Genomic DNA, 13,183 nt, shown 5'->3' with positions numbered 1-13,183 from the left:
GCTCTTGTGTGATCCGGAACCGGATCGGCGCAGTATAGTTTAGGAAACGATAAAACTCTGTCTGACGGGAATTTGGCATGGCATTTGATGGATTCGATGCGAACACGCTGTCGCGTCAGGCGATGAAGGCGGAGCTTCTGGACGCCGAGACCGAACTGAAGCTTGCCTATGCCTGGCGCGACGAACGCGACGAGGCAGCCCTTCACCGCCTGATCACGGCCTATATGCGGCTGGCGATCTCGATGGCGGCGAAATTCAAGCGCTACGGCGCGCCGATGAACGACCTGATCCAGGAGGCGAGCCTTGGCCTGATGAAGGCCGCCGACAAGTTCGACCCCGACCGGGGTGTGCGGTTTTCGACCTATGCGGTCTGGTGGATCAAGGCCTCGATCCAGGACTATGTGATGCGGAACTGGTCGATGGTGCGGACCGGGTCGACCTCCAGCCAGAAATCGCTGTTCTTCAACATGCGCCGGGTCCAGGCCCGGCTGGAACGCGAGGCGGCGGGCCGGGGCGAGACGCTTGACCGGCACCAGTTGCGCCAGATGATCGCCTCCGAGGTCGGCGTGCCCTTGCAGGATGTCGAGATGATGGAGGGTCGGCTCTCGGGGTCCGATTTCTCGCTGAACGCCTCGCAATCCACCGACGAGGAGGGGCGCGAATGGATCGAGACCATCGAGGATGACAGCGCGCAGGCGGCCGAACTGGTCGAGGAGGGGCGCGACCGGGCGCAACTGCGCGGCTGGCTCGTCCATGCCATGGGTCAGCTGAACGACCGCGAACGTTTCATCGTCAAGGAACGCAAGCTGCGCGACGACCCGCGGACGCTTGAAAGTCTTGGCAACGAGCTTGGCCTGTCGAAGGAACGGGTGCGTCAGCTCGAGGCCGCGGCCTTCGGCAAGATGCGCAAGAGCCTTGAAGCCCAGTCGCCCGAGGTGCTTCACTTCCTCGCGTGAGACATGTTGCACGAATCGCCGCGCTGGCCGTGGCCCTGACCGCCCATGCCGTCGGCGCCGAGGAAATCGGCCCGGCGGCTTTCGCCTCGCTGCCTGCCGCCGATGTGGTGGTGCTGGGCGAGACCCATGACAACCCCGACCAGCACGCCAATCAGGCCGCAGCCGTCAAGGCGCTGGCGCCCAGGGCGCTGGTTTTCGAGATGCTGACGCCCGAGCAGGCGGCAAAGGTGACGCCCGGGCTTCGGCTCGACGGTGTGGCGCTGGGCCAGGCGCTGGGCTGGGAGGCCTCGGGCTGGCCTGATTTCGCGATGTATTTTCCGATTTTCTCGGCCGCGCCCGAGGCGCGGATCTATGGTGCGGCGCTGCCCCGCGACGAGGTCCGCCGGGCCGTGACCGATGGGGCGGCGGCCGTCTTCGGTGCCGATGCCGCGACCTATGGCCTGACCGACCCGCTGCCCGAGGCCGAAGGCGAGCAACGGATCAACGATCAGCGCGAGGCCCATTGCAACGCTTTGCCCGAACATCTTCTGCCCGGTATGGTCGAGGCTCAGCGGCTGCGCGATGCCGCGCTGGCCCGGGCCGCGCGTCAGGCGCTGGACGACACCGGCGGCCCGGTCGCGGTGATCGCGGGCAACGGCCATGCTCGCACCGACTGGGGCCTGCCCGCGGCCTTTGCCCGGGTCGCCGAGGGCGCCCGGCTGATCTCTGTCGGCCAGCTCGAGGGGGCCGCGACGGGCACGCCGCCCTATGATTACTGGCTGGTCACGGGGGCGGCCGATCGCGGCGACCCCTGCGCCGCGCTGACTGGCGGCTAGGGCCGGTGGGCGTGCTTGTCTCGGCCCCGTCCGGGGCCTAAGACTGTCTTTCCAAGGTGTTCTGGCAAGAGGTTGACGGGCGGGCGGCATGGTTTCCGGCAAACGCATTCTTCTGATCGTCGCGGGGGGCATCGCCGCCTACAAGACACTCGATCTGATCCGCCGCTTGCGCGAGCGGGGCGCGGCGGTCACCCCGGTGATGACGCAGGCGGCCGAACGTTTCGTGACGCCGCTGTCGGTCTCGGCACTGGCGGGCGAGGCGGTGCATCGCGACCTCTTCGATCTGACCCGTGAGGCCGAGATGGGGCATATCCAGCTTTCGCGCTCGGCCGATCTGGTGGTCGTGGCGCCCGCGACCGCGAACCTGATGGCAAAGATGGCGGGCGGGCTCGCCGACGATCTGGCCTCGACCCTGCTGCTGGCGACCGACTCGCCCGTTCTGGTCGCGCCCGCGATGAATGTGCGGATGTGGACCCATCCCGTGACCCGGCGCAATCTGGCTGCCCTGCAATCGGATGGGATCCGCGTCGTCGGGCCCAATGAGGGCGGCATGGCCTGCGGCGAATACGGGCCGGGGCGGATGGCCGAAGTGCCCGAGATCCTTTCCGCGATCGAGGCCGCGCTGGGGGCGGGGCCGCTTGCCGGGCGCCGCATCGTCGTGACCTCGGGCCCGACGCATGAACCGATTGATCCGGTCCGCTACATCGCCAACCGCTCGTCGGGCGCACAGGGCACGGCGCTGGCCCGGGCGCTGATGGCGCTGGGCGCCGAGGTGGTTTTCGTGACCGGCCCGGCCGCGGTGCCGCCGCCCGAGGGTGTCGAGATCGTTCGGGTCGAGACCGCGCGCGAGATGCTGGCCGCGGTCGAGGCCGCCCTTCCGGCCGATGCCGCGGTCTGCGCCGCCGCCGTTGCCGACTGGCATGTCGCCAATGCGGCCGACCGCAAGATGAAGAAGGACGGTTCGGGCCGGGCGCCGGTTCTGGATTTCGCCGAAAACCCCGACATTCTGGCGCGCATCGCCCGGCGGGCCGAAGACCGGCCGCGTCTCGTGGTGGGCTTTGCCGCCGAAACCCATGATGTCGTGGCCCATGCCGAGGCCAAGCGCGCGCGCAAGGGCTGCGACTGGATCGTTGCCAATGACGTCTCGCCCGCGACCGGCATCATGGGGGGGGCCGAGAACGAGGTGACGCTGATTACCGCCTCGGGCGCCGAAACCTGGCCGCGTCTGTCGAAGGACGAGGTCGCCCAGCGGCTTGCCCGCCGGATCGCCGAGGCGCTGGCATGAGCCCGCGTCTGCAGATCGTCTGGGAAGACTGGGCCGATCGCAGCCTGCCGCTGCCCGCCTATCAGACCCCGGGCTCGGCCGGAGCCGACATTCGCGCGAACCTGCCGCCCGAAGATCGCGAGGCCGGGCTGACGCTGGCGCCGATGGAGCGCCGGATCGTGGCCACGGGCTTCCGGATGGCCTTTCCCGCTGGGTTCGAGGTGCAGATCCGTCCGCGCTCGGGCCTGGCGCTGAAGCACGGGATCACGCTTCCGAACACGCCCGGCACCATCGACAGCGACTATCGCGGGCCGCTTGGCGTGCTGCTGGTCAATTTCGGGGCCGAGCCCTACACCATCCGCCATGGCGACCGGATCGCCCAGATGATCGTGGCGCCGGTGGTGCAGGCCGCCTTCGAGGTGGTCGAGGCGCTGGACGAGACCGTGCGCGGCGAGGGCGGGTTCGGGTCGACGGGGCGCGGCTGATGGGTCTGGTGCTGGGAATTGCGCTGGTGCTCTGGTCGCTGGGGATGATCCTTCGGATCTCGCGCCAGGGGCGCTGGGGCATGATCGGGGGGCTTTATGCGGGCGTCCTGATCCTGCAGATCGCCATGCCCGCGGGCCATCCCCTGCGCCAGGCCATCGGTGGCACGCCCGAGGGATGGGCGGCGCTTGGGGTCCTGGCGCTCTTGGTCGTGGCCTATCGCGGCGTGCTGGGCGCGCTCAAGCGGCGCGTGGCCCGCGAGGTCGTGCCGATGGCCCCCCAAGGCCCGCTGCGGCCGGTCGAGCTGGACCGTTATGCCCGCCACATCATGCTGCGCGAAATCGGCGGGCCGGGCCAGCGCAAGCTGAAAGAGGCGCGGGTTCTGGTGATCGGGGCCGGCGGGCTCGGCTCCCCCGCTTTGCTGTATCTCGGGGCGGCGGGGGTCGGCACCATCGGCATCGTCGATCCCGACGACGTGGATCTTTCGAACCTTCAGCGTCAGGTGATCCATACCGATACGCGGCTGGGCATGCCCAAGGTCTTTTCCGCGCAAAAGGCCATTCTGGCTCAGAATCCGTTTGTCACCATACGCCCCTACAAGCGTTGTCTGGATGAAGAGTCGGCCGCCGCACTCTTTCCCGATTACGATCTGATCCTGGACGGCACCGACAATTTCGAAACGCGCTATCTGGTCAACCGGATGGCCGCGCGTCTGGGCAAGCCGCTGATCGCCGGGGCCATCGCCCAGTGGGAAGGCCAGATCAGCCTTTACGACCCGGCGCACGGGACGCCCTGCTATCAATGCATCTTTCCCGAGGCCCCGGCGCCGGGGCTTGCGCCAAGCTGCGCCGAGGCGGGCGTCGTGGGCGCGCTTCCGGGCGTCGTGGGCGCGATGATGGCGGTCGAGGCGATCAAGTTCGTGATCGGCGCGGGCGAAGGGCTTGGCGGGCGGATGCTGATCTATGACGCGCTTTACGGCGAGACCCGGACCATCGCGCTCCACCGCCGAGAAGACTGCCCGGCCTGTGGCGCTGTTCGGCTCTGAGGGCTCAGCGTACCGGGTCGAAATGGATGATCACATCCGCGACCGGAAACTCTGCAAGGATCGCGTGTTTCAGCCGGGCGCCGATGGCATGGGCATCGTTCAGGCTTTGTGCGCCATCAAGCTCGATATGCAGGTTCACGAAAAGGCGCGGGCCGGACCGGCGGGTCTTGAGGTCGTGAAAGCCCCGCACGCCCGTGCAGGCCTTGGCCAGCGCCTCGATCCGCGCGATGGTTTCGGGCGGCGCGGCGCGGTCCATCAGCGCGTCCCACGCCCCCTTGCCGATCCCCAGCGCGCCGACCGCCAGCATCCCCGCCGCGGCCAGCGCGACCACCGCGTCGATGCGCACCAGCCCCAGATTGGCCGAGGCCCAAAGCGCGAAGATCGCCCCGATATTGGGCAGCAGATCGCCCAGATAATGCAGCGAGTCGGCAGCCACGACGCGATTGCCGGTCCGCCGCGCGACCCAGCGCTGGTACAACACCAGCATCGCCGTCAGCGTGATCGACAGCGCCATCACCACGATCCCGGGTCCTTCCTGCGAAAGCGGTTCGGGATCTGCCTCCAGAAGCCGGGTCATGGCCGCGAACGCGATGATGCTGGCCGAGGCCAGGATGAACACCGCCTGTCCCAGCGCGGCCAGATCCTCGGCCGCGCTGTGGCCGAAGGCATGATCGTCGTCCGGCGGCCGCGCGGCATAGAAGATCGCGGTCAGCGCGCCCAGCGAGACCATCAGATCGAGCGCGCTGTCGGCCAGCGAGGCCGCGATCGACAGCGCCCCGGTCTGGCCCAGCGCCCAGAGCTTCAGCGCAACAAGCGTGATCGCGGTGGCGACAGAGGCGACCCCGGCAGAGAGGTTAAGGCGGGAGATCTTGAGCATGGCGGCTGGCTCGACAGGGGGTGCGGCCCCCGCTTACCAGCCGAGCGCATGGCGGGGCAAGCTCACTCGCGGATCTCGTCGGCGTCCACGCCCCAGATCGCGGCCTTGGGCACCCAGCCCGCCGCGCCGTCGGCGCTGATCCGGCACCAGTCTATACTGCATTCTCCCAGCCGGGCGATCACCCCGGCTTCGGCCTTCGCCAGCACTTCGGACTCGCGGCGGGGCGCGCGCAGAAGCGGCAGCATGTCCTGATCGACGATCACCGTGCGGACGCCCGACAGCAGCGAATAATGCACCCAGCCGCCCGCGCCGTCGCGGTCGCGCACCTGCCGCCAATGGCCGAATTCCGCCGTGATCTGCAACGGCACGCCACGCCGGGTATAGACCCAGTCGATCCGGTGGCTGAGGCTCGGGCCACGCCGCACATTGCCCTCGGCCGCCTTCAGCGAGACATAGCGCGGCAGCGGCAGATTGGTCACCCGCCCGCGTTCCTCGGCCAGGACGGGACCCGTCGAGGTGAGCACGCCAATCAGAAACAAAAGGGAAATCGCCAGAGATGCGCGTTCGCGCAGTCGTGCCCGCATAACGTCCTGCCAGCTGGTTTCGGGGTCTTGTGCCGCGCCCCGATCTCGGACAGTTTGCCACTGACGCCAAGGGATGAAAAGCAGGGAGGCTCTGGGATGCCCGCACAACGTCTCAGTGTGGTTGTGACGCGACGGTTGCCCGAGGCGGTCGAGACCCGGATGAAGGAACTTTTCGACGTCGAGCTGAACGAGGCCGATGTCAAGCTCACCCGCGAGCAGCTGGTCGATGCGATGCGCCGCGCCGATGTGCTGGTGCCCTGCGTGACCGACGTGATCGACCAGTCGATGCTGGCCCAGGCCGGGGACCGGCTGAAACTGATCGCGAATTACGGCGCCGGGGTGGATCATCTGGATGTGCAGACCGCCCGCCAGCGCGGCATTCTGGTGTCGAACACGCCCGGCGTGGTGACCGAGGATACCGCCGACATGACGCTGGCGCTGATGCTGGCGGTGACCCGCCGCATCCCCGAGGGGCTGCATGTGATGCAGGCGGGCGACTGGCGCGGCTGGGCGCCCACGGCCTTCATGGGCGGGCGGATCGGCGGCCGGCGTCTGGGGATTCTCGGGATGGGACGGATCGGGCAGGCGGTCGCGCGGCGGGCGCGGGCCTTCGGCATGCAGATCCACTATCACAACCGCAAGCGCCTGCGCCCCGAGATCGAGGCCGAGTTCGAGGCGACCTACTGGGACAGCCTCGACCAGATGGTCAGCCGGATGGACGTGATCAGCGTGAATTGTCCGCATACGCCCTCGACGTTCCATCTGATGAACGCGCGGCGGCTCAAGCTGATGAAGAAGGACGCGGTGATCGTGAACACCTCGCGGGGCGAGGTCATCGACGAGAACGCGCTGACCCGGATGCTGCGCGCGGGCGAGATTGCGGGCGCCGGGCTTGATGTTTTCGAACATGGGCACGAGATCAACCCGCGCCTGCGCGAGCTGCCCAATGTGGTTCTTCTGCCGCATATGGGGTCCGCCACGATCGAGGGGCGCAGCGAGATGGGCGAAAAGGTCATCATCAACATCAAGACCTTCGCCGATGGGCACCGGCCACCGGATCTGGTCGTGCCCAGCATGCTCTAGGCGCCTGCGATGTCCGGGACAGGTGGCAGAACCGCGACCGCTATTTTCCTTTTCGCGATCTCGGCCTATTTCGCAGTGCAAGTCGTGTTGCGTCTGACGCTGGGCGGCGCCTTTGAAACCGACGAAGCCGAAATGCTGGTCATGACCCCCGGTTTTCAGTTGGGTTATGGACCGCAACTGCCGCTTTATAACTGGTTGCAGCTTGGACTTTTCGAGCTTCTGGGCAGGTCTTTGCTGGCGCTGTCGCTGCTCAAGAACGGGCTGCTTTGGCTGACCTATCTTCTGGTTTTCCTTGGGTTCAGGCTGTGGCTGCCCGCAGGTGTCGCGGCTCTGGGCGCGCTGTCGCTGCTTTTCGTGCCCGACATCGCCTGGGAGGCGCAGCGGGCGACCACCCATTCCAACATGCTGATCTCGGTCTCGGCGGCGACGCTGGCGGCCTTTCTCTGGGCGATGCGGGGCGGAAGCTGGGCCGCCTGGGTTGCGCTGGGCATTGCCGTGGGGCTTGGGGGGCTGTCGAAATACAATTTCTTCCTGGTCCCGGTTGGCTTGCTGACGGCGGCGCTGACGCTGGCCCCGTTCCGCGCCCGGATCATGACGCGCCGGGCGCTGGTCGTGCCCGCCATCGCCGCCGCCATTCTGGCGGCGCCCTATGGCTGGATGGTGCAGAATCGCGACCTTGCGTTCTCCTCGGTCGGCAAGCTTCGGCTTGAAACCGACAGCGCCCGCGCCGTGCTGCCCGATGGGCTGGCGATGCTGCCGGGCGGCATGCTGTCGCTTCTGGCGCTGCCGCTTCTGGTGGCGGCGGTGGCCTGGGCCTTCGGGCGGCGGCGGGCCGAACCGGACCCGGTCGGGCCGCTGCCCGCGCTGTTGCTGCGGGCGGGCGCGGTCGTGGCCGTGTTGATGGCCTTGGGCGTCTGGCTTGCGCAGGCGGGCACGGTCACGGCGCGCTGGCTGCTGCCTCTGGCCTTCCTCGCCGCGCCGGGTCTTTTTCTGGCGCTTGCGCCCCGGATCGGCCCGGTCGCGCGGCGGGGCATATTCGCTGCCGCGGCGGTCTTTGCCGTTCTGGTCTGCGCGGGCCTGACCTATGACCGCTTCAAGGAGGGCGCGCGGCGCGACGTCGATTTCACCGGCCTGCCCGGGCGCCTGGCCGGGATCGAGGGCGCCGAGGGCGTGCCGGTCATCGCGGAATTCTACACCGCCGGAAACCTTGCCGCCGCCGAGCCGGATTGGCGCATCGCGCCCTATCTGCCCTTCGCGGTGCACCGCTTTGCGGGCGGGCCGGTGCTGTTTCTGATGCGCGAGACCGTGCCCCGCGACCTTGCGGCCGGTCTCGCCCAGGCCGGATGGCCGCCGGGCACCGAACCGGAGGTGCTGGAGGAGGGCGGCTTTACGCTGCCATACCGCCGGTCCGGGGCAGAAATGCCCTTCCGCTTTGTCCTTGCCAGAACGCCCGCCTTGCCATGACCGCCGCTCGCGCGAAAGACGCCCGCACCGTCACGCTCTTTCTTCTGGCGATCGCCGCCTATTTCGCCGCGCAGATCGGGTTGCGGCTGTGGCTGGGGGGCAGTTTCGAAGGCGACGAGGCCGAAATGGTCGTCCTGTCGCGGGACTGGCATTTCGCCTATGGCTCGCAGCCGCCGCTTTACAACTGGTATCAGACCGTCTTTTTCGACCTCTTCGGCGTCAACACGCTGGGTCTGGTGCTGGCCAAGAACCTTCTGCTGTTCGGCACTTATGCGACGGCCTTCCTCGCCTTGCGCCCTGTCGCAGGAACCCGGCCCGCGATGGCGGGCGCACTTGCCCTCGGGTTGATCCCGAACCTTGCCTGGTGGTGCCAGCGGACCGGGTCGCACAGCATCGCGCTGGCCTTTACCACGGTGCTGACGGTCGCGGCCTTCCTGTGGCTGCTGCGCCGCCCCGGCACGCGCGGCTTTGTGCTGTTTGGCCTCGCGGTCGGGCTGGGCGGGCTTGCCAAGCCGAATTTCTGGATCGTGCCGCCCGCGCTGATTCTGGCGGGGCTCAGCATGGCTGCGCTCCGTCCGCTCCTGTGGGACCGGCGGCTCTGGCTGACGGCGGCTGTGGCATTGGCCGTGGCCATCCTGCCCTATGCCGCGATGCTGGCCGATCCGCTGGCGGCCTTCTCCGATCTGTGGGAGTTCCGCACGGGCGCTGGCGGACCTGCGCAGGCGATGTGGCCTGCGGGGCTGGCCTATCTGGGGCAGTCCACCCTCCTCGAGCTTGTTCCGATGCTGCTGGCCGTCGGTCTTGCCCTGGGGCTTGGCGGGGCCGCGGCACGCCGCAGCCTGAAAACCCCGCCCGAGGCGCAGCTTCTGCTGCGGGCGGCGTTGATCGGGTTGGCGCTGACCGCGGTCGGGGTGGTGGCGACCGATACCGGTTTTGTGCGGTCGCGCTGGCTGATGCCGCTTTTCATCCTTGGTCTGCCGCCGCTGGCGATGACGGTTTTCGGCAACGCCCCGGCCCGCGTCTGGCGCAATTTCCTGCGCGCCATGGCGGGCCTTGCGCTGCTGATCCTCGCGGCCATTGCCGACACCCGGCTGCGCGGCGCTGGAAGCGATTCGCTTCGGGTCGATCTGCTGGCCGAGACCCTGGCCGAAACGCTGCCCGACCGGCCGGTGCTGCTGGGGCCGCATTACTATACCGGCAACCTGCTGCTGCATCTGCCGGACTGGGCGGCATTTCCGCCCTTCCCGACCCGGCAACTGGCCGAGCCGGAGGGCAGGGTGCTGGTGGTCGTCGACCGCAAGGGCGTGCCGGGCATCCTAGGCCTGCTGCAAGAGCAGGGCTATCCCGGCGAGAGCCTGCCCGAGCCGGTGCTGACCCGCGAGGTGCAGGTGCCCTACCGTTTCGACGAGGGCACCCCGCGCGAGATAGTGGTGACCCTTTTCGATTTCGGCGCGGCCCTGCGGTAAGCGCGCGCAGCCCCGCGTCGGTTTCCGTCCATTTCGGGTCGGATGGCCCCCGCCGCGCCGACCGAATCCTGCCTAACTGGGGGAAACGAGCGGCAAGCAGGAGTGAAGGCCGATGAAGACTCATGTCAAAGCCCTGGTCGTCGGCGGCGGCGCCGTCGGCACCTCGATCGCATATCATCTGGCCAGGGCCGGCTGGGACACCATGCTTTTGGAGCGGGACGAGCTGACCTCTGGGTCGACCTGGCATGCGGCCGGGCTTTTGCCCTATTTCAACATGTCCTTCGCGACGACCCATATCCACGACTACTCGATCAAGTTCTACAAGACGCTCGAGGCCGAGACCGGGCTTAACCCAGGGTTCAGCGTGGTCGGCAACCTGCGCATGGCGCAGACGCGCGCGCGGATGGACGAATACATGCTCTATGCCACAACGGCCGAGACCTGTGGCGTGCCCTATGAATGGTTGAGCCCGGCGCAGCTGAAAGAGCGCTGGCCGCTGATGCGCTGCGACGATCTGATCGGCGCGATCTACCATCCGACCGACGGCTACATCAACCCGGCCGACGTGACCCAGGCCATGGCCAAGGGCGCGCGGCAACTGGGCGCCGTGATCGAGCGGAAATGGCAGGTCGACGCTTACGAATGGACTGGGTCCGAATGGCGGGTGACGGTCACGAAGATGGCCGAGAAGGGCGGCAACCTCGTGCCGACCGAGGAACAGACCGTCATCACCGCCGAACATGTGGTGACCGCCACCGGCAACCACGCGCAGCGCACGGCGCGGCTTCTGGGCCTCAAGATTCCGGCGATTCCGGTCGAGCACCAGTATATCGTGACCGAGCCCGACCCGGCGCTGGTCGAATGGCGCAAGGCCGGCAATCCCGAACATCCGGTCCTGCGCGATGCCGATGCCAAATGGTATGTGCGCGAGGAACGCGGCGGCTGGATCCTCGGCCCCTATGAACGGAACGCGCCCGCGCGGTTCGCCTATGGCTGCCCCGACAGCTTCCGCGCCGATCTGTTCCCGCTCGATCTGGACCGGATCGAGGAGGAATACATGTCGATGATCCACCGGCTGCCCAGTTCGGAGACGGTGGGGCTGAAGGACGATTTCAACGGCCCGATCTGCTATACGCCCGACGGCAACCCGCTGTTGGGGCCGGCGCCGGGGCTAAGGAACATGTGGCTGGCCGAGGGTTTTTCCTTCGGGATCACCGCCGCGGGCGGGTCGGGCCATTACCTTGCCCAGCTCATGACCGAGGGCGAGGCCGAGATCGACATGGGCGCGCTCGACCCCCGGCGCTACGGGTCCTGGATGACGATCGATTATGCCGTGGCCAAGAACGAAGAGGCCTATGAGCATGTCTATATCCTGCACCATCCCGACGAGGAACGCCCGGCTGCCCGGCCGCTGAGAACCGCGCCCTGCTATGACCGGATGAAGGCGCTGGGCGCGCAGTTCGGTCAGGTGAATGGCTGGGAGCGGCCGAACTACTTCGCCCCCGAGGGCTTTGACGACCATGCCGCGCGCAGTTTCCGGCGCGGCGGCTGGTGGCAATATGCCGAGGCCGAGGCGCGGGCGATCCGCGAGACGGCCGGGCTGATCGACGCCACAGCCTTTGCCAAGCATGTCGTGCGCGGCCCCGGGGCGACGGCCTTCCTCGACTGGTTCACCTGCAACAAGCTGCCGAAGGTGGGTCGGGTCAACCTGACCTATGCCCTCAGCGTCGCGGGCACGGTCAGGACCGAATACACCATCGTCCGTCAGGCCGAGGATGTCTATTATCTGGTCTCGGCCGGGGCCTGGCACGCTTATGACGAGGATTTCCTGCTGAAGGCGGCCGAGGACAAGGCGGCCGAGTTCGGCCCGGTGATCGTCGAGGATGTCACCACGCGCCATGGCGTCTTCGCGCTGGCGGGACCCAATGCGCGGGCGATCCTGGCCGGGCTGATCCGCGATGCCGACCCGGCGACGGCGCTGTCGAACAAGCGTTTCCCCTGGCTGTCGGCGCGGCAGATCGAGCTGGGTATGGTCCCCGTCAACGCGCTTCGCGTGGCCTATACCGGCGAGCTGGGATGGGAGTTGCATCACCCGATCGAGATGCAGAACCACCTGTTCGACCGGCTGATGGAGGCAGGCGCCGCGCATGGGCTGAAGCCGGTGGGGGCGCGGGCGCAGAACTGGCTGCGGCAGGAGAAAAGTTATCGCGCCTTCGGCACCGAACTGGGGCGCGATGCGACGCCGCTCGAGGCCGGGCTCGACCGTTTCGTCGATCTGTCGAAAGACTTCCACGGCAAGGCGGCGATGGAGGCCAAGGGCCTCCGCTCGAAATGCGTCACGCTGCTGATCGACGGGCCGGAGGATGCCGATCCCTGGGGCCGCGAGGCGCTTTACGATGGCGAGACCCGGGTCGGGCGGCTGACCTCGGGCGGCTGGTCGGTCGCCTTCGGCAAGTCCATCGGCATGGGCTATGTGCGGCCCGAGCTGGCGGTGCCGGGCACCCGGCTGAGCATCAGGATGTTCGACGCGCTCTGGACCGCCGAGGTGGTCGAGGACAGCCCCCACGACCCGACGAATGCACGGATCCGGGCGGACGGCTGAGCCGCCCGCCTTCCCCACCGGTCAGCGGGCGGACACGTCCCAGAGCGTGAGCCGCCCGTCGCCGTCGCGATCGTGCATCGCGAGCCATTCATTGGCTGCCATCCGGAATTCCGAAAGCTCGATGCGCCCGTTGCCGTCGAGGTCGTTGCGCATCAGCTTCTGGCCCTTGACGACGACCTTGCGTTCGTAGGCCTCTTCGCCGCGGAAATAGGCCAAGGGGCCGCGGGCGCGGTCGAAGGCCGCGGCTTCGGTCGCGTCGAGATGGCCGTCGCCATTGGTATCGAAGGCCGCGAAGATGTGGCGGGCCTGGCTTTGCAGTTCATGGCGGTTGATGGTGCCGCTGCGGTCGGCGTCCCATTTCTCGTAGAGTATGGGCGCGCGCTGGGTGTCCGCGGCTGCGGACCCGGCGGCAAGGGCAAGGGCGAAGCCCGAAAGGGCAAGGGCGGAACGGATGGGGCGGCGCATCGGAGGACTCCTTGGATCGCGGTGTCCAAGAGGTAGTCGCATCCGCGGCCTGCGGCAACTGCAGCAGGGCCGGGGCGCC

At 68.0% G+C, this 13,183-nt stretch carries 12 protein-coding genes; 9 read left to right on the top strand and 3 right to left on the bottom strand.

Annotated features, from left to right (window positions below; all coding sequences use genetic code 11):
* Positions 1-77: 77 nt before the first annotated feature.
* The 5 genes from DSD19_RS16475 to DSD19_RS16455 all read left to right on the top strand — a co-directional run bounded on the left by DSD19_RS16475 (position 78) and on the right by DSD19_RS16455 (position 4,563).
* Complete coding sequence (locus tag DSD19_RS16475) at positions 78-956, top strand: RNA polymerase factor sigma-32 (protein WP_075786649.1); 879 nt, start codon at positions 78-80, stop codon at positions 954-956.
* Positions 953-1,771, top strand: coding sequence for a ChaN family lipoprotein (locus DSD19_RS16470; protein ID WP_243628059.1), 819 nt, complete (start codon positions 953-955; stop codon positions 1,769-1,771). The genes DSD19_RS16475 and DSD19_RS16470 overlap by 4 nt, the downstream gene beginning before the upstream one ends.
* A gap of 88 nt (positions 1,772-1,859) precedes the next feature.
* A complete protein-coding gene (gene coaBC, locus DSD19_RS16465) occupies positions 1,860-3,056 on the top strand; it encodes a bifunctional phosphopantothenoylcysteine decarboxylase/phosphopantothenate--cysteine ligase CoaBC (RefSeq protein ID WP_113670393.1) in 1,197 nt (398 codons plus the stop codon).
* Entirely contained in the window at positions 3,053-3,520 is a 468-nt protein-coding gene (dut, locus tag DSD19_RS16460; protein WP_113670392.1) for a dUTP diphosphatase, read from the top strand. The genes coaBC and dut overlap by 4 nt, the downstream gene beginning before the upstream one ends.
* Complete coding sequence (locus DSD19_RS16455; RefSeq protein ID WP_113670391.1) at positions 3,520-4,563, top strand: HesA/MoeB/ThiF family protein; 1,044 nt, start codon at positions 3,520-3,522, stop codon at positions 4,561-4,563. The genes dut and DSD19_RS16455 overlap by 1 nt, the downstream gene beginning before the upstream one ends.
* A gap of 4 nt (positions 4,564-4,567) precedes the next feature.
* On the opposite strand, the gene DSD19_RS16450 is transcribed toward DSD19_RS16455, so the two are convergent.
* Together DSD19_RS16450 and DSD19_RS16445 are read right to left on the bottom strand one after the other, a co-directional pair.
* Positions 4,568-5,440, bottom strand: coding sequence for a cation diffusion facilitator family transporter (locus tag DSD19_RS16450; protein ID WP_113670390.1), 873 nt, complete (start codon positions 5,438-5,440; stop codon positions 4,568-4,570).
* Between the two features lie 62 nt (positions 5,441-5,502).
* Complete coding sequence (locus tag DSD19_RS16445) at positions 5,503-6,024, bottom strand: SH3 domain-containing protein (protein WP_113670389.1); 522 nt, start codon at positions 6,022-6,024, stop codon at positions 5,503-5,505.
* 96 nt (positions 6,025-6,120) lie between these two features.
* Here DSD19_RS16445 and DSD19_RS16440 point away from each other — a divergent pair, with 96 nt between their 5' ends.
* From DSD19_RS16440 to DSD19_RS16425, 4 genes are all read left to right on the top strand, one after another.
* Positions 6,121-7,107: a D-glycerate dehydrogenase gene (locus DSD19_RS16440; RefSeq protein WP_113670388.1), complete on the top strand. Its 987-nt coding sequence runs from the start codon at positions 6,121-6,123 to the stop codon at positions 7,105-7,107.
* 9 nt (positions 7,108-7,116) lie between these two features.
* Positions 7,117-8,571, top strand: coding sequence for a glycosyltransferase family 39 protein (locus tag DSD19_RS16435; RefSeq protein WP_113670387.1), 1,455 nt, complete (start codon positions 7,117-7,119; stop codon positions 8,569-8,571).
* A complete protein-coding gene (locus DSD19_RS16430; protein WP_165828160.1) occupies positions 8,568-10,037 on the top strand; it encodes a glycosyltransferase family 39 protein in 1,470 nt (489 codons plus the stop codon). Before DSD19_RS16435 ends, DSD19_RS16430 begins: the two co-directional genes overlap by 4 nt.
* Before the next feature lie 112 nt (positions 10,038-10,149).
* A complete protein-coding gene (locus tag DSD19_RS16425; RefSeq protein WP_113670385.1) occupies positions 10,150-12,639 on the top strand; it encodes an FAD-dependent oxidoreductase in 2,490 nt (829 codons plus the stop codon).
* A gap of 21 nt (positions 12,640-12,660) precedes the next feature.
* Here DSD19_RS16425 and DSD19_RS16420 read toward each other — a convergent pair whose 3' ends face one another.
* Positions 12,661-13,104, bottom strand: a complete 444-nt coding sequence (locus DSD19_RS16420; protein ID WP_165828159.1) for an EF-hand domain-containing protein — start codon at positions 13,102-13,104, stop codon at positions 12,661-12,663.
* Positions 13,105-13,183 lie beyond the last annotated feature (79 nt).

Source organism: Rhodovulum sp. BSW8 (assembly GCF_003314725.1).
Classification (GTDB): Bacteria; Pseudomonadota; Alphaproteobacteria; order Rhodobacterales; family Rhodobacteraceae; genus Rhodovulum; species Rhodovulum visakhapatnamense.
Note: the sequence above shows the minus strand (reverse complement) of the source record. Positions and strands in the feature narration are given on the sequence as shown.